This is a genomic window from Enterobacter sp. E1 (assembly GCF_016809815.1).
Classification (GTDB): domain Bacteria; phylum Pseudomonadota; class Gammaproteobacteria; order Enterobacterales; family Enterobacteriaceae; genus Enterobacter; species Enterobacter adelaidei.
Genome location: NZ_JAFBJM010000001.1, coordinates 289,711 through 306,227 on the forward strand (window position 1 = coordinate 289,711; position 16,517 = coordinate 306,227).

Below are 16,517 nucleotides of genomic sequence, written 5' to 3' on the forward strand. Positions count from 1 at the left end.
TTTTTATTGCTTGTTTACAGGCTTTCTCATTCCGGCAATGTCCGGCATCACCTGCTTCATCATCTCAAGAAAACGACGTAAACGCGCCGGATAGTATCGCGACCAGGGATAAACCAGATGGACTGGCAGAGCCGCAGGTTGCCACTCAGGAAGAAGATGAATCAGGCGCCCTTCCTCAATATCCTCTTTCACCGTCCAGCTGGAGACCATCGCGACACCCAGCCCGGTTAATACCGTATTGCGCGCCACGTACAAACTGTCAGTACTGAGACGCGGCGTAATGGCGATACGCGTTGGTTGTGCCGAGCCGTCAAATAACTCTATATGTCGCTGATAAAAGGTACTGATGGCGATCCAGGGAAGTGCCTGCAAATCCTCTGGCGTTTTGACCTCCGGAAAACGCGCCAGCAGTACCGGGGATGCCACGACGGAGCGCGGCACCTCTGCCAGTTGCACTGATACCGTCGCCGGATCGACCTCAGCCCCTACTCGGATCGCGCAATCAATGTTGTCACTCAGGAAATCTACCGACCTGTCATGCAACATCCACTCAACGGACAACTGCGGATAACGATGCAAAAATTCGGTTAATGGCTTCAGAAACTGATCCTGCCCGAAAGCGTGCGGTACACGCACCCGTAATACCCCCACCGGTTCATCTTCAGCCTGTCCGACTTCATCCTCAAGTGCCAGCCAGCTGTCAATCACGCGCCGGGCGTGTTGATAGCAGCGCTCACCATCGTCAGTAAGTCGGGTCGCATGGGTTGTACGCAGCAGCAAGCGAGCCCCCAGCAGGGTCTCCAGAGACTGCAAACGTCGGCTAACCGTGGCCTGAGTGGTTGAAAGCTGCCTTGCCGCTGCTGATAACGACCCGGTTTCAACGATACGAACAAACGTTCGCATCAATTCCACTCTGTCTAAACGCTCAACTCGTTTCATACACCTCCCTGACATACGTTTAACGTATAAGCGTTTTACCACCAGGCTGGCTACCCTCGCAAGGCAGACTGATAAAAAATAGCCCCACACGACGAATGAGGAACATCTTATGAACACAACGACTTCCCCCCACGCAGCCAGCCGCTGGGTAATTTTCATGCTGGCGCTGGGCGCTGGCTTTAGCGTGGCATCCATCTATTACGCACAGCCCCTTCTTCCGCTAATGGGGGCCGATCTTCATCTGAGCATTGAAGGCATGGGGTTAGTACCAACCTTAACTCAGGCAGGTTATGCGCTCGGCATTCTGTTCCTGCTTCCACTGGGCGATCGTCATGACCGCAGGACGTTAATCCTGATTAAAAGTGCGGCGCTGGCGCTGTTCCTGCTGGGCTGTAGCCTGACCGGGCAACTCCATTCCCTGTTGCTGGCAAGTTTACTTATCGGCATGGCCGCCACCATGGCACAAGATATCGTTCCGGCGGCGGCTATTCTCGCGCCGGAAGGGAAGCTGGGTAAAACCGTGGGTACGGTAATGACGGGGCTGCTGATGGGCATCTTGTTGTCGAGAACTGTTAGCGGCGTGGTGGGAGAAGCCTTTGGCTGGCGCGTCATGTACCAGCTGGCTGCGGTGAGCATTGCGTTTATCGGGGTGATGATGTGGATTGTACTTCCCCGTTTCGCCATTCACTCCACGCTGAGCTACCCCGCGCTGATGCGTTCTATGGAACATCTGTGGCGTCGTTATCCGGCATTGCGCCGTGCAGCGCTGGCACAGGGTTTTCTCTCGATTGCCTTTAGCGCCTTCTGGTCCACGCTGGCGGTTATGCTTCTGGAGCGTTATCACCTGGGTAGTGCCGTAGCCGGTGGTTTTGGTATTGCGGGTGCAGCAGGTGCATTAGCCGCCCCGCTGGCGGGTGGGCTGGCAGATAAACTGGGAGCCGGAAAAGTCACACAGCTTGGCGCATTACTTGTGACCGTCTCGTTTGCCCTGATGTTCCTGATGCCTGCTTTGGGAATTCACGGGCAGCTGATTCTGATTGCCGTCTCCGCCGTTGGGTTCGATCTGGGTCTGCAGTCCAGTCTGGTGGCCCATCAGAATCTGGTCTACAGCCTTGAACCACAGGCCCGGGGCCGCCTTAATGCTCTGCTCTTTACCGTTATCTTTATCGGCATGGCACTGGGCTCAGCCATAGGCAGTAATATTTACTCGCTGGCGGGCTGGACGGGCGTGGTCGCTCTGGCAACCGTCTGTGGCGTCATTGCGCTGGGGATCCGTCTGGTTGAAAGCGCCCGAGTCGCCTCCACACCAGCAGAAGTTGCATAAAAAAATGCCCAATCCTGACGGATTGGGCAGTAAAACATGCCCAGTTTCAAGACATGTTCCAAGAGGTCAAGATGTTATTTGTTCAGCTGGAACAGAGACATGCCCTGCATATCGCTAAACGCTTTATAAGACGCCTGCAAGGCCGCCTGCTGCATGGTGTAAGAGGAAATTGCCGCATTCCAGTCAACGTCCACAAGATCGCTCATTTGCGAAGTTTGAGAGAGCGAACGGTCATTACTCAACGTGTTCAGTTTATCCAGTTCGTTAAGCTTGGTACCCAAATCGGCCCGCACGGTTAATACATTATCAAGTGAGTTACGCAACCCCCGGTTTGCAGCATCAATAGCTGCATTCTCCTGATCCACCTTAGTTTGATCGTCACCGACGGGTGTGTTCAACGAGGTGATAGCATTATCCAGTATCTTGAACAAATTCTTTTCCGGCGTTCCACCACCCGGCTCCGGTGTTGCATTGCTGGTAAACGTGGCGAAAACCTCTGTGCCAGTGTGGCTGATCTGCATGTTTCGCGCAGAATCCACCTGCTGGTTAATCGGGGTAGTACCACCGATATAATCGCCGCTGGTTTGGTCAAACGCGACATTATCCGTCTTATAACCTGCGAAGATATATCGTCCATTACCGTCAGTGCTGTTGGCCAGGTTCATAAGCTGATCGCGAATCCCTTGCAGATCCGTCGCCAGCGATGCCCGATCGCTGTCACTTAATGTCCCGTTCCTCGCATAAACAACTTTTTCCTGAGCGCTCTGAATGGCCGTTGTAACCTGAGAAAGGACACTCTCCTCAAGTGATACTTTCTGCGTTGCAAAGGTACGCGCAAGATCGAATTGGCTATTCTGGGCCTGAGCCTGAGACAGAACAATTGCCTGCGACGCCGCGATAGGATCGTCCGACGGACGATTGACGCGCTTTCCGGTGGACATTTGCTCGCCGTAGTTCAGCCACTTGCTTTGAGAGTCGGTGATCCCCCGCATGTTCTGATCGTACATCATCTGGGTGCTAATACGCATTTTTCACCTCAACCTTAGCGAATATTGATAATTGCATCGAAGAGCGTACTGGCAGTTTGTAGAACCTGCGCATTGGCCAGGTAATACTGCTGATAACGCTGCAAATTGCCATACTCTTCGTCGAGGTTTACCCCTGAGATGGACTGCTGCTGCTTAGTTAACTGTGTTTCCACATTCGCTTTCGTCTGGCTGCTCACTTTCAGTGACGCCGTTGAGCTCCCGACGGTACTGACGAGAGAAGCGTATGCATCGTTGAATGTTTTGTTTCCACCCACCACTTTGGCGTTTTGCAGATCAAGCAGTTTTTGACCGTTACGGTTGTCACTCTCACCGCCGTTCTGCACAGATGCCATCGCCAGTTTGGACTCGTCACTGATTGCCAGATCCATGTTCATGATGACATTGGAAACAGGCTTCACAATGAAACTGTCTTTGGTGTTTGCTGTGCCGCTCACATTGACGTTAAGACCGTCAAACGACAGATTGCCGCTTGCATCCGGGCTCATCGTAAAGCTGGTTTTATCGGAGGTACGGGTGACCGTCCAGTCGGTGCCATTAAATTGCAGTTTATAGTCTGTCGCCTGGACTTGTTTGCTGTCCGTTACAGAAGCTGTAACAACGGCCGAACCGCCATTCTTGCTATTGGACAGAACCGCCGGAGAACCGAAGTCGAACAGCTTACCGCCCGCATCACCGTTTGCATCAAAACCGGCTTCATGCTGCGTGTTCATTGCATCGGCAAAGGCCAGTGCCATTTGGTTCAGGGTGTTACGGGCTTTATCCAGATCTTCATTACGGAATGTCAGCAAACCACCTAAAGAGCCGGTCGTAATCATTTTTTCCGGGATCTCAATATTACCCGCAACGTCGTCGACGTAAGCCACGGTCGTACGAGCCGGATCTGCGCTGGACTTAACGGCCGCCAGCTGGTTGGCTTTGCTGCCCTGCACCAGGCTGTAACCGTTGCCGAAAGAGATGTTAAACGTGCCACCATCCTGAACAGAAACTTCCACACCTACGATTTTGTTCAGCTCACTGACGAGCTGATCGCGCTGGTCGAGCAGATCGTTAGGGGATGCACCCGCACCAACACCAGTCAGACGGGAAATCTGATCGTTCAGATTCGCAATCTGTTTGGCGTAGTTGTTGATCTGAGAAACGCTGGTCGAAATTGCAGTATTTACCTGAGAATCCTGATCGCGGAGATACTGATCGTTGGTTTTAAACTGATTGACCAGACCGCCCGCTTTTCCCAGCACCGTCTGGCGTGCAGCCGGATCTTCCGCGTTACTTACCAGCGTTTGCAGACTCTTGAAGAAGTCCTGCAACGTCGTAGAGAGCGAGTTGGTCGTATCGGACAGCACATCGTCGATTTTTGACATCTGCTGATAGCGCGTCGTCAGGCCGCTGCTCTGCGTTTGCGCGGCACGCAACTGGTTGGTGATGAAAGCGTCATACTCACGCTGGACACCGGAGACATAAACCCCGTTACCCACCCAGCCACCGCCGGTCAGCGTGCTGTTAGACGCGCCCAGCACCGTGGTCTGGCGGGTGTAACCTGCCACGTTATAGCTTGAAATATTATTACTGACGGTATTGAGTGCCGACTGCGCAGCACTGAGGCCACTCATGGCGCTGTTAATCAAACTGGACATGGGGGTTCCTTTTATACGTTCAGACACGAGTCCTGATGAAGGTTATCGGCAACCTCCACCGGGACTTGAGAACTTTCAGAACAGATTTTCAATATCTGTGCTATAGGCTTTGCTGACCTTCTCGCCCATGGATTTCAGCTGCTGGATCATGCTGGTGAGCTTACGCGCATAGTTCGGATCGGTCGCATAACCTGCATTTTGCAGAGCCTGAGCCCCCTGCTCCGCCGTCGCCGCCTGGGTAACGGCGGTATAACGCGGATTTCGGCTCAGCAGGCCGACATAATCGGACAACGCTTCCAGATAAGAGCTGTAAACGCGGAATTTTGCTTTGACCTTCACCGCCGCACCGTTCTCGTATTCGGTGGTCGTGATCTCCGTGGTTGGCCCCTTCCAGCCGGAAGTCGCCTTCACGCCGAAGATGTTAAAGCTCGGCTCGCCGTTTTCCTTGCGGATCTGTCGCTGACCCCAGCCCGACTCCAGCGCGGCCTGTGCCAGAATCAGGTGGTGTGGAACACCGCTCTGTTCACTGGCAAGTCGCGCAGGCAGAGAAAGCTGCGCCAGGAAGTCTTTGCTGTCACCGGAGAGGGGTTCATCACCGCCCCCCGTTGTTTTCGGGATCGCCTTACGCACCATCTGCGTCAGCGCCTGGTTCTGATAACTGGTCACCGTTTCCAGGTCGAACTTCATCGGCACTTGCTGCGTCTGCTCTTGCGGCTGAATACCTTGCGCGGCTTCGGTCTGTTTCACAATCATGTCAGCCAGACCGAGACCTTTACCGGCAGTCATCTGCTGCGCAATCTGCTGGTCATACATGCTGGTGTACAGACGCGTTGAATCGCTGCTGAACATCCCATCTTTCGGCAGGGTTTCACGCATGCTTTTCAACATCATCTGTACAAACATCCCTTCCACCTGGCGGGCAACCGGGCGGATATTCGCCGCCGGGTCTTTACCTGCTTTGGTTTTCAGTTCGTTGAGCGACTGGGCGTCCCAGGCGGCACTGGTCAACAGTTTGCTATCGGTCAGCATTAGATGATTTCCAGTTTGGCACGCAAACAGCCCGCGCTTTGCATGGATTGCAGGATGGACATCAGATCCATCGGCGTTGCACCCAGGGCGTTCAGAGCACGCACCACGCTGTTCAGGTTGGCGCTGGAGCGAACGCTCTGCAACGACCCGCCGCTCTGGCGCAGATCAATCTGCGTTTGCGGTGTCACCACCGTCTGGCCACCACCAAATGGCGTATTTGGCTGACTCACGTTCGCGGAGCGGTTCACCGTCACGGAGAGGTTACCCTGCGCCACGGCACAACTGTCCAGAGAAACTTCCCGGTTCATCACCACCGAGCCCGTACGGGAGTTAATGATCACCTTCGCATCCTGCACTGGAACATTCACTTCCATATTCTGGATATCTGCCAGCATGCGCACCTGGTTGCTGCTACCCGTTGAGGTACGGATCTGCACGGTGCGCGCATCCAGTGCCGTTGCATTACCGTAACCGCGGCTGCGGTTGATGGTATCGGCAATTTGCTGCGCCATGGTGAAGTCTTCATTATTGAGCTGCAGGTTGATGGTGTTGCCCGCGCCAAACTGGGTCGGCAACTCACGCTCAATGATGGCACCGTTAGTGATACGTCCGCCGTTCAACTGGTTCACCTGCACGCTGCTTCCGCCTGCGGAAGCACCCGCTCCGCCAACCAGAATGTTCCCCTGCGCCAGCGCATAGACCTGGCTGTCAACGCCTTTCAGCGGAGTCATCAGCAGCGTACCGCCGCGCAGGCTTTTGGCGTTACCCATTGAGGAGACCACCACGTCAATGGTCTGTCCCTGACGCGCAAACGCCGGGTAGGACGCGGTAACCATAACGGCGGCCACGTTTTTCAGCTGCATGTTGGTTCCCGCCGGGACCGTAATACCGAGCTGGGAAAGCATGTTGTTTAAACTCTGAGTGGTGAAAGGCGTCTGGGTGGTCTGGTCACCGGTTCCATCCAGACCAACCACCAGGCCATAGCCAATCAGGGAGTTTTCGCGTACGCCCTGAACGCTGGTGAGATCGCGAATACGGTCAGCCTGGGCAAACGTTGCCACCAGCGCCAGCGCCACGGCGAAGATCGATTTAAACATGGGTCACCTCGCTTACATCGGCGATAAATTAAGGAAGAAGCGCTGCAGCCAACCCATATTTTGCGCTTCGTTGATGTAGCCGTTACCGACGTACTCGATGCGCGCATCCGCCACCTGGGTGGACGGAACGGTGTTGGTGCCGCTGATCGTGCGAGGGTTAACCACGCCCGAGAAACGAATGAATTCAGTGCCCTGGTTGATGGCGATCTGTTTTTCACCCACAACGTGCAAGTTGCCGTTAACCAGAACCTGGTCAACCGTGACCGTCAGCGTGCCGCTGAAGGTGTTGCTGGCGTTCGCGCCGCCTTTACCGTTAAAGGTATTGCCGCCGGACGCGTTCACATCCGCACGCGCGTTGCCGAACAACCCTTCGAGATAGCGTGGCACGGTATCGAAGCCAAAATTGGTTTTGCCATCGCGGCTGGCGTTCGCCGACGAGCTCTTGCTCGCGCTGACGTTTTCCTGCAGCACAATGGTCAATGTATCGCCGACGTTACGCGGGCGGCGATCTTCAAACAGCGGCTGATAGCCGTAATTAATCGGCTGCGCGGTCTGGAAAATGGAGCCGTTTACCACTGGCGCGGGGCCAGGAACGGGTTGGGCAGTCGTCGCACCCTGGACCAAAGGTTTAGACGGGATCCAGGCACACCCGCTGAGGGTGACAGCCAGAACAGTCAGTATCGGATAACGAAACGCCGCGTTTTTTTGCATTGCCTTCATCTTCGAAAACAGGGAGCCGGCGCGGCGTTTACCGCACCGGGCTACACCTTAGAGTTGCGTCAGTTTCTGCAGCATCTGGTCGGTCGTCGACACTGCTTTACTGTTAATTTCATACGCGCGCTGGACCTGGATCATATTCACCAGCTCTTCCGCCACGTTCACGTTGGAGGTTTCAACATAGCCCTGATACAGCAGGCCCGCGCCGTTCAGGCCCGGGGTGCTCTCATTTGGTGTACCGGAGGATTGCGTCTCGGTGTAGAGGTTCTCACCAATGCTTTCCAGACCAGTATCATTCATGAAGGTGGTCAGGTTGAGCTGCCCGACCTGAACCGGCGCGGCCTGTCCCTGCTGGGTCACGCTGACCACACCGTCACGTCCGATGGTGATGCTCAGGGCGTTCGCCGGGATGGTAATCGCAGGCTGAACCTGGAAACCGCCCGCCGTGACCAGCTGGCCGTTCTGATCGACCTGGAACGAACCGTCGCGGGTATAGGCAGAAGTCCCGTCAGGCAGCTGCACCTGGAAGAAGCCCTGGCCTTTGATCGCCACGTCTTTACTGTTGTTGGTCTGAGACAGGTTGCCCTGGCTGTGCAGACGCTCGGTGGCTACCGGACGAACGCCGGTACCGATCTGTAAACCCGACGGCAACGTCGTCTGTTCAGAAGACTGTGCACCCGGCTGGCGGATGGTTTGATAAAGCAAATCTTCGAAAACGGCGCGCTGACGCTTGAAACCATTGGTGCTCACGTTTGCCAGGTTGTTGGCAATCACGTCCATATTGGTTTGCTGGGCGTCCAGGCCAGTTTTCGCGATCCATAAAGAACTGATCATAAGGAGTCCTGTTAACTCATAGCCAGAAGTTGGTTAGCCTTGCCCGCGTTTTCATCCACGCTGCTGATGATCTTCATCTGCATTTCAAAACGACGGGCGCTGGCAATCATGTCGCTCATGGCGGCTACCGGCTTAACGTTGCTGCCTTCCAGAACGCCGGACATCACGCGGATGCTCGGATCGGCCTGTAACGTGGCACCACGCGTCGCCTGAGCCGCCTGGGTCAGACGGAACATGCCGTCATCGCCGCGCTGCACCTCTTTGCCTTCCGCCTTAACCAGCTTCAGACGACCAACGGGCGCAACGGTATTGGCCGGATCGCCCGGGTTCAGCGCCGAAATGGTGCCGTCCGCGGCGATAGTCAGCTCCGAGCCTTCCGGCACGGTCAGCGGACCCGCTTCCCCCATCACCGGATGACCCTGAATCGTCAGCTGGCCCGTCGCGCTCACCTGGATATTGCCGTTACGGGTATAGCCTTCGCTGCCGTCTGCGGTTTGCACCGCCAGCCAGCCGTCCTGCTGCAGGGCAACATCCAGTGGGCGTGAGGTGTAATCCATCTGCCCTGGCGTCATATCTGCGCCAGGGGTAGATGCCGTAACCAGCGTACGGGTTGGCAGGGAAAGCCCTTCAACCGGCACCGCGCGCAGCGCATTAAGCTGGGCACGAAAACCCGGTGTCGAGGCGTTTGCCAGGTTGCTGGCCGTAACGGCTTGCTGATTGAGCGTCTGGCTTGCCGCGCCCATCGCGGTATATATTGCGTGATCCATTGCGCTTTCCTGTTAGCCGCTTAACGCAGGTTAACCAGCGTGTTGAGGATCTGGTCCTGGGTTTTGATGGTCTGCGCGTTCGACTGATAGTTACGCTGCGCGACGATCATGTTCACCAGTTCTTTACTCATATCCACGTTGGAGGCTTCCAGCGCGCCGTTGGTCAGCTTGCCGAAGTTACCGGTACCTGCGGTACCCAGCAGCGCCACGCCGGAGGACTGGCTGGCAGACCAGACGTTATCGCCTTCCGATTTCAGACCTTCGTTGTTGGCAAAGTTTGCCAGTACGATCTGACCCAGAACCTGAGACTGTTCGTTAGAGTAGCTTCCCACCACGGTGCCATCGTCGTTGATCTGGTAGCTCACCAGGTCGCCAGGCTTGTAGCCGTTCTGATTGGTTGCCACCACGCTGTTCGCACCGGTGTTCTGCTGCATGGAGTTCTGGAAGCTCAGGGAGAAAGTCGCCGCCGTCGCACCGCTGACAGAACCGGTGGTGATGTTGATTGCAGGGGTTGCGTTTGGCGTTGCGCTCAGCACACCCGCAGCGTCGTAGTTATAGACACCCGCCAGGTTACCGTTCGCATCAAAGTTCATCTGCGCCGCTTTCGCTGCTGTAGAACCCGCAACGCTGCCGTCCTGAGTGTAAAGATCCCATTTATTGTTGGCTGTCTTAACGTAGTAGACATACATGTTATGGGCGTTACCCTGGCTGTCGAAGACGGTCACGGTCCCTTTTTTGTTGTAGGTATCCGGGTTAGTCGCATCGAACGGGGCAGTTTGAACAGGATCGGTTGAGTTCAGGTTGATCTGCTGCGTCGCGGTGGTGGTCGATTTCGCCGCCATCAGGGTATTCGGGATAGTAATCGCCTGTGGGTTCGCACCGGTCTGAACGGTTGGCGGCGTACCCGCTACCGGGTAGCCCGTCAGCTGCATGCCCTGCATGTTAACCAGCGTGCGGTTTTCGTCCAGCTTGAACTGGCCGTTACGGCTGTAGAACACAGAGCCGTTGGAATCAACCATACGGAAGAAACCGTTCTGGCTGATGGCGACGTCCAGACCACGACCGGTGTTGGTGGTGGTGCCGTCGGTAAAGTCCTGAGTGATGCCCGCAACTTTGACGCCCAGGCCGACTTTGGAACCGGCAAACATGTCTGCAAAGGAAGCAGAACCGGATTTAAAACCATAGGTCGCGGAGTTGGCGATGTTGTTGCCAATGACGTCCAGGTTGGTGGCCGCAGCATTCAGGCCGCTGACCGCTTGAGAAAAGGCCATGACTTACTCCTGATAAGTGTTAAGGCTTAGATAATCTGCCGAACTTCGTCGAGTGTGGTGGTACCTGAGGTACCCAAATCCAGTTTGTTGCCGTCGCTTCCTTTAATCACGCCTTGGACCAGCGCGAACTGCAGCGGCTGCGCCACCAGCTGGGTTGTCCCGTTGCTGGCGCTGATTGCCACTTTGTAGGAACCGTTTGGTGCTTTAGTACCGTCGGTCAGGGTGCCGTCCCAGGTAAAGGTGTGAACGCCCGCCTTCAGCTCGCCGATATCAATGGTACGGACAACCGCGCCAGTGGAATCCGTGATCGTGGCGGTGACCTTCTCAGCCGCCTGCTGGAGCTCAACACCAAACGGTGTGGTGGTCGTTGTGGTGTTGCCTTCGGTGGTGCTGGAGCCCGCCAGAATGGTGGTGCCCGGGATCATTACCCCATGACCAATCAGGCTCGCGGCCTGCAGAGACTGGCTGCTACCAATCTGACCAGAGACGGAACCGAGGGTGGTGTTCAGTTTCTCAATGCCGCTAACGGTGCTGATCTGCGCAAGCTGCGTGGTCAGTTCGTTGTTCTGCATCGGGTTAGTGGGATCCTGGTTCTTAAGCTGCGCCACCAGCAGCGTCAGAAAGCTGCCCTGAAGATCGGCGGCGTTACTCCCGGTGAGGGAGTTAGAACCCGTCGTACTCTTTGTGTTGTTAACACCCGAGTTCGTAGGATCATTCACATTTACGGCGATGGACATGCATGTCTCCTTTACTGGCCGAGAGTGAGTGTTTTGAGCATCATGCTCTTCACGGTATTAAGCACTTCGACGTTGGCCTGGTAACTACGGGAAGCCGACATGGAGTTCACCATCTCACCCACCACATCCACGTTAGGCATTTTCACGTATCCGTTAGCATCCGCGAGTGGGTTGCCGGGCTCATACACCAGCTTATCCGGTGCCTGGCTCTCTACCACATCAGACACTTTCACGCCGCCCGTTGCCGCACCAGGTGCCGCATCAACCTGGAAGACAACCTGTTTGGCACGATAAGGCTGGCCGTCTGGTCCAGTCACGCTGTCGGCGTTCGCCAGGTTACTGGCAGCCACGTTCAGACGTTTGGACTGCGCGGTTAACGCCGAACCGGCGATATCAAAAATATTCAGCAAGGCCATCTATCAGTTGCCCCCCTGCAGGACGTTCATCATGCCTTTGATTTGTCCGCCGAGTAGGGTCAGTCCCGTCTGGTATTTCAGGCTGTTATCGGCAAACTGCGTACGCTCCCGGTCCATATCCACGGTGTTGCCGTCGAGTGAAGGCTGATCGGGAATGCGATAGAGTAAATCGGTCGTTGGCGCGGTCATCGCCTGAGCAGGAATATGGCGCGAGGATGTCATGGCGAGTGCAACACCCGTTCCTTCGGCACGTCCACGCTCCATCACCTTTTTGAGTTCACTGGAAAAATCAATATCGCGCGCCTGATACCCTGGGGTATCGGCGTTAGCGATGTTGGCGGCTAAAATCTCCTGCCGCTGGGCGCGTAAATTGAGCGCTTCCTGCTGAAAACGTAACGCGGCGTCGAGTTTATCGAGCATGTCTCCTCCGCTGATGGCAAAATTTCAGTTCACAGCTTAAATCTCACCCGGTCTCCCCTATCGACGGAATAAGCGCAAAATGCGTCGCTATTTATTCCGTTGATGCAAAACCACTGCAGGTAGAATTCACTCAATTCTGGAAACGGTGGAACTTGCGATGCAAACGTTAAAACGTGGTCTGGTGGCAACTTTCTTGCTGTTTAGCCCTCTGGTGCAGGCTGAAGGCTTACAGGATCAACTGACGGCTTTTTTCGCTGAAAAGCTGGCGGGTTTTAGCGATGACGTCACCGTTACCGTACGCACGCCACCGAATCTCTACCCTACGTGTGATCAGCCTTCATTCAGCGTGGTGGGGTTCACAAAGCTCTGGGGGAATGTGAACGTGCTGGCACGCTGCGCCAACGAAAAACGCTATTTACAGGTTGCAGTTCAGGCGACGGGCAATTATGTTGTCGCCGCCGTGCCCATTGCGCGCGGCAGCGTGCTGCAGACAAACAGCGTGACGTTAAAACGCGGCCGTCTGGATCAGTTGCCGCCACGCACGATGCTGGAAATTAACCAGGCGCAGGACGCTGTCAGTCTGCGCGACGTCGCCCCAGGCCAGCCGATACAGCTCTCAATGTTGCGCCAGGCATGGCGGATAAAAGCAGGTCAGCAGGTGATGGTGGTGGCCAACGGAGATGGCTTTAGTATCAACAGCGAAGGGAAAGCGTTAAACAATGCTGCGGTGGCACAAAACGTCCGCGTCAGAATGACCTCAGGCCAGGTGGTTAGCGGAACCGTCGATTCTGATGGGAATATTCTGATTAACCTATAATCTTTTTAAAGATTTCGCGCCGCTTGCCGATAAATATTCAACTAATGATGATGTCAGGCGCAAACGCCGCGAACCCTCGATGAGGACAACACTATGAGCATTGATCGTACATCAGCCCTGAAGCCGGTAAGCGCTGTACAACCTCGCGAAACGAATGACACGCCAGCGCAGAAAGCGCGTCTGGAAAAACCGTCAACGTCTAACAGCACCAGCGTAACCCTGAGTGATGCTCAGGCAAAACTGATGCAGCCAGGCAGCAACGATATCAATATGGAACGTGTTGAAACGCTGAAAGCGGCAATTCGTAACGGTGAACTGAAAATGGACACCAGCAAAATCGCTGATGCCCTGATTCAGGAAGCACAGAGTTTCTTACAGAGTAACTAACCGTATGAGTCGACTGTCAGAAATACTGGATCAAATGACGGTTGTCCTGAACGACCTGAAAACGGTAATGGACGCAGAGCAACAGCATCTCTCTTCCGGTCACATTAACGGCAGCGCGTTGCAGCGGATTACTGAAGACAAAAGTTCGCTTCTGGCAACGCTGGATTATCTGGAGCAACAACGCCGCGCTGAGCAAGATCCTAAGCGCAGTGCAAATGACGATATTGTTGAGCGTTGGCAGACCATTACTGAAAAAACGCGACACCTGCGCGATCTTAACCAGCATAACGGCTGGCTGCTTGAAGGTCAGATAGAGCGTAATCAGCAAGCGCTTGAGGTGTTGAAACCGCATAAAGAAACCGGACTGTACGGTGCGGATGGTCAGACTGCTACTGCACGTATTGCGGGTGTAAAAAAGATTTCGATTTGAAGCAGCAGCGACAAATCATGCAGTGGGGAGCACCATAAGGTGAACTCCCCTTTTGGCGTTTATGCCGTACGACGGGTGAATTCTTTCACCTTGAACCCCAACACGGCGAGCGTGGCAAAGTAAGCCACCACGCCAACCACCACCACGGCCATCAGCCGCATCAGACGGTATGGCATGGTTCCCTGGGACCACTCCGGCATCACGTACATCATGCCGAGCAGCGCTGCAGACATCACCAGCACCGCGACGATCAGTCGCACAAGGAAACGTGACCAACCCGGCTGCGGCGTGAAGATATCCTGCTTGCGGAGTTGCCAGTACAACAGCCCGGCATTCAGACAAGCGGCCAGACCGATAGACAATGACAAGCCCGCATGCTTCAGCGGACCAATAAACGCCAGGTTCATCAGCTGGGTCATAATCAGCGTCACAATCGCAATTTTCACCGGTGTTTTGATGTCCTGCCGCGAGTAGAAGCCCGGGGCCAGCACCTTGACGACGATCAGCCCCATCAAACCAACCGAGTAGGCAATCAGGGCGCGCTGCGTCATGGCGGCATCAAACGCGGTGAATTTCCCGTACTGGAAGAGCGAGACCGTCAGCGGTTTGGCCAGAATACCCAGCGCCACCGCGCTTGGCAGCGCCAGCAGGAAGCAAAGACGTAACCCCCAGTCCATCAACCGACAGTACTCATCGTGATTGCCACTGGCAAAACTCTTCGACAGCGACGGCAGCAGGATTGTCCCCAGCGCCACCCCCAGCACCCCGGACGGAAACTCCATCAGACGGTCGGCGTAGTACATCCAGGAGACCGAGCCGGACACCAGGAAAGAAGCAAAAATGGTATTGATGATAAGTGAGATCTGGCTGACGGAGACGCCAAGGATCGCAGGTCCCATCTGCTTAATAACACGCATTGCACCGGCATCTTTGAGATTGATACGCGGCAGCACCAGCATGCCTATTTTTTTCAGATGCGGCAGCTGATAAGCCAGCTGCAGCACGCCACCCACGGTCACCGCCCATGCCAGCGCCAGTACCGGCGGATTGAAATGCGGTGCGGCGAACAGGGCAAAGCCGATCATGCTGACGTTAAGAAACGTCGGCGCAAATGCCGGAACGGAAAAGCGGTTCCAGGTGTTCAGTATCGCCCCCACCAGCGAGGCCAGCGAGATCAACAGAATATAAGGGAAGGTAATGCGCAGAAGCTGTGAGGTGAGGGCAAATTTATCTGCCGTATCGGCAAAACCAGGCGCGGTTACCATAATCACCCAGGGTGCTGCCAGCATCCCGACGACAGTCACCACAGCCAGGGCTAGCGTCAACAACCCGGAGACATAAGAGACAAATACGCGCGTCGCGTCCTCACCCTGCTTGCTTTTATATTCCGCCAGGATCGGAACAAAAGCCTGAGAAAATGCCCCTTCCGCAAAAATACGACGCAGCAGGTTTGGCAATTTGAACGCGACGAAAAAGGCGTCCGTAGCCATCCCTGCACCAAAGACCCTTGCCACAATTGCATCGCGCGCAAAACCGAGTACGCGGGAAAACATGGTCATCGAGCTGACGGCTGCCAGCGATTTTAATAAGTTCATTAATGTGAATTTCCACAACCCTACGGATTTGTAAGCCGGGTAAGCGTAAGCGCCACCCGGCGAAACCAACAACCGGCGCTTAGTCTACCCGGATTTCAACGAATTACTATCCGCAGATGTTACAGCGAATTATTCACTCATCGCCTCTCGCCAGAGCCGTTCCACAATGCGTTGCGCCATAATGGCCTGCTCGCCGGACGTTTCAGGAACCGTCTGATTTTGCACACAGGTGATAAAGTGGCGGGCACATCCTGCGAACCCGCGCTGCTCCAGGGTGCTCTGCCAGCCAGGCGCCGGAAGCGTCACCACGCCGTTGCCCTTCTCTTCCCGCCACTCACGCATATCGGTGATTTCGTAAAGCGCACCGTCAGTCACCGCTTGAACGGACTCACGCTGACTGCCCGCACGACGATGCATGCTGGTCGTTACCTGCAGATGGTCAATCGCGAAGTGATGTTCGGCATAGACCATCTCGCCCTGCTCATTCGTCAGGAGCGTCCCGCTTTGCAGCTGCGCATTACCGTTACTGAGCCACAGCGCCGTGTCCACGACGTGCAGATAGTCATCCAGCAGCGTGAAGCGTAAATCGTTGGGTCCGATACTGTCGGTACGGTGTTTATCCATACGGAGCGAGGCCAGACTGCCGGACTGCGCTTTCAGCTGTTGGTAAAGTGGCGCGAAGCGGCGGTTGAAACCCACCATCAGCGTCAGTTTTTTACGCGCCGCCAGCTCAATCAGCCGTTCCGCGTCCTGGACATTTTCAGCCAGTGGCTTATCCACACATACATGAACCCCTGCATGGAGTAGCACACTCACCACCTGATAGTGGGTTGCCGTTGAGGTATGAACAAAGACCGCATCGCACTCGTGGGCTAAATCCTGAAGAGAATTGGCATAAGGGATGCGCCACGTTTCGCAGATCCGCTCAGCCTTCTCGCGATTCGGTGACCACGCCCCCTGAAGCGTCCAGTCCGTTGCCGCACCCAATACCGGTAGCCAGGCTTTTTGCGCGATGCCGCCCAGACCCACCACGCCTACGCGTAATTTTTTCATC

At 55.3% G+C, this 16,517-nt stretch carries 18 protein-coding genes; 4 read left to right on the top strand and 14 right to left on the bottom strand.

The genetic code is table 11. The features are described from left to right. Positions 1 to 3: 3 nt before the first annotated feature. Positions 4 to 939: a LysR family transcriptional regulator gene (locus JGF26_RS01460; protein WP_203250353.1), complete on the bottom strand. Its 936-nt coding sequence runs from the start codon at positions 937 to 939 to the stop codon at positions 4 to 6. A gap of 109 nt (positions 940 to 1,048) precedes the next feature. Between JGF26_RS01460 and JGF26_RS01465 the strand changes: the two genes are divergently transcribed. Continuing rightward, the gene (locus JGF26_RS01465; RefSeq protein WP_134707533.1) at positions 1,049 to 2,263 is read left to right on the top strand and encodes an MFS transporter; all 1,215 of its coding nucleotides are present in this window, start codon (positions 1,049 to 1,051) and stop codon (positions 2,261 to 2,263) included. Between the two features lie 74 nt (positions 2,264 to 2,337). On the opposite strand, the gene flgL is transcribed toward JGF26_RS01465, so the two are convergent. From flgL to flgB, 11 genes are all read right to left on the bottom strand, one after another. Then, the gene (flgL, locus tag JGF26_RS01470) at positions 2,338 to 3,291 is read right to left on the bottom strand and encodes a flagellar hook-associated protein FlgL (protein WP_028019057.1); all 954 of its coding nucleotides are present in this window, start codon (positions 3,289 to 3,291) and stop codon (positions 2,338 to 2,340) included. A 14-nt stretch (positions 3,292 to 3,305) separates the two neighbouring features. Next, on the bottom strand, positions 3,306 to 4,946 hold the full coding sequence (gene flgK / locus JGF26_RS01475) for a flagellar hook-associated protein FlgK (RefSeq protein WP_134707532.1): 1,641 nt from the start codon (positions 4,944 to 4,946) through the stop codon (positions 3,306 to 3,308). Between the two features lie 75 nt (positions 4,947 to 5,021). Beyond that, complete coding sequence (gene flgJ, locus JGF26_RS01480) at positions 5,022 to 5,975, bottom strand: flagellar assembly peptidoglycan hydrolase FlgJ (RefSeq protein ID WP_049007893.1); 954 nt, start codon at positions 5,973 to 5,975, stop codon at positions 5,022 to 5,024. Beyond that, positions 5,975 to 7,072, bottom strand: coding sequence for a flagellar basal body P-ring protein FlgI (locus tag JGF26_RS01485; protein WP_028019060.1), 1,098 nt, complete (start codon positions 7,070 to 7,072; stop codon positions 5,975 to 5,977). The genes flgJ and JGF26_RS01485 overlap by 1 nt, the downstream gene beginning before the upstream one ends. 12 nt (positions 7,073 to 7,084) lie before the next feature. Next, positions 7,085 to 7,783 (bottom strand): flagellar basal body L-ring protein FlgH, encoded by a 699-nt coding sequence (gene flgH, locus JGF26_RS01490; RefSeq protein WP_032666985.1) that lies wholly within the window; start codon positions 7,781 to 7,783, stop codon positions 7,085 to 7,087. A 57-nt stretch (positions 7,784 to 7,840) separates the two neighbouring features. Then, the gene (flgG, locus tag JGF26_RS01495; RefSeq protein WP_008500810.1) at positions 7,841 to 8,623 is read right to left on the bottom strand and encodes a flagellar basal-body rod protein FlgG; all 783 of its coding nucleotides are present in this window, start codon (positions 8,621 to 8,623) and stop codon (positions 7,841 to 7,843) included. 11 nt (positions 8,624 to 8,634) lie between these two features. After that, complete coding sequence (locus tag JGF26_RS01500) at positions 8,635 to 9,390, bottom strand: flagellar basal body rod protein FlgF (protein ID WP_023311138.1); 756 nt, start codon at positions 9,388 to 9,390, stop codon at positions 8,635 to 8,637. Positions 9,391 to 9,410: 20 nt separating this feature from the next. Next, a complete protein-coding gene (flgE, locus tag JGF26_RS01505; protein ID WP_028019062.1) occupies positions 9,411 to 10,661 on the bottom strand; it encodes a flagellar hook protein FlgE in 1,251 nt (416 codons plus the stop codon). Between the two features lie 26 nt (positions 10,662 to 10,687). After that, positions 10,688 to 11,398 (bottom strand): flagellar hook assembly protein FlgD, encoded by a 711-nt coding sequence (gene flgD, locus JGF26_RS01510; RefSeq protein WP_028019063.1) that lies wholly within the window; start codon positions 11,396 to 11,398, stop codon positions 10,688 to 10,690. An 11-nt stretch (positions 11,399 to 11,409) separates the two neighbouring features. Then, positions 11,410 to 11,814: a flagellar basal body rod protein FlgC gene (gene flgC, locus JGF26_RS01515; RefSeq protein ID WP_013097138.1), complete on the bottom strand. Its 405-nt coding sequence runs from the start codon at positions 11,812 to 11,814 to the stop codon at positions 11,410 to 11,412. Between the two features lie 3 nt (positions 11,815 to 11,817). After that, positions 11,818 to 12,234, bottom strand: a complete 417-nt coding sequence (flgB, locus tag JGF26_RS01520) for a flagellar basal body rod protein FlgB (protein ID WP_028019065.1) — start codon at positions 12,232 to 12,234, stop codon at positions 11,818 to 11,820. Between the two features lie 157 nt (positions 12,235 to 12,391). On the opposite strand from flgB, the gene flgA reads away from it, so the two are divergent. The 3 genes from flgA (at position 12,392) to flgN (ending at position 13,868) form a co-directional block, all read left to right on the top strand. Further along, positions 12,392 to 13,051, top strand: coding sequence for a flagellar basal body P-ring formation chaperone FlgA (gene flgA, locus JGF26_RS01525; RefSeq protein WP_028019066.1), 660 nt, complete (start codon positions 12,392 to 12,394; stop codon positions 13,049 to 13,051). A gap of 93 nt (positions 13,052 to 13,144) precedes the next feature. Further along, positions 13,145 to 13,438: a flagellar biosynthesis anti-sigma factor FlgM gene (gene flgM / locus JGF26_RS01530; RefSeq protein WP_028019067.1), complete on the top strand. Its 294-nt coding sequence runs from the start codon at positions 13,145 to 13,147 to the stop codon at positions 13,436 to 13,438. A 4-nt stretch (positions 13,439 to 13,442) separates the two neighbouring features. Next, the gene (flgN, locus tag JGF26_RS01535) at positions 13,443 to 13,868 is read left to right on the top strand and encodes a flagella biosynthesis chaperone FlgN (protein ID WP_028019068.1); all 426 of its coding nucleotides are present in this window, start codon (positions 13,443 to 13,445) and stop codon (positions 13,866 to 13,868) included. Between the two features lie 59 nt (positions 13,869 to 13,927). On the opposite strand, the gene murJ is transcribed toward flgN, so the two are convergent. Next, positions 13,928 to 15,463, bottom strand: a complete 1,536-nt coding sequence (gene murJ, locus JGF26_RS01540) for a murein biosynthesis integral membrane protein MurJ (protein WP_108090225.1) — start codon at positions 15,461 to 15,463, stop codon at positions 13,928 to 13,930. A gap of 129 nt (positions 15,464 to 15,592) precedes the next feature. Continuing rightward, positions 15,593 to 16,516, bottom strand: coding sequence for a Gfo/Idh/MocA family oxidoreductase (locus tag JGF26_RS01545; RefSeq protein WP_134707531.1), 924 nt, complete (start codon positions 16,514 to 16,516; stop codon positions 15,593 to 15,595). Between the last annotated feature and the right edge of the window lies 1 nt (position 16,517).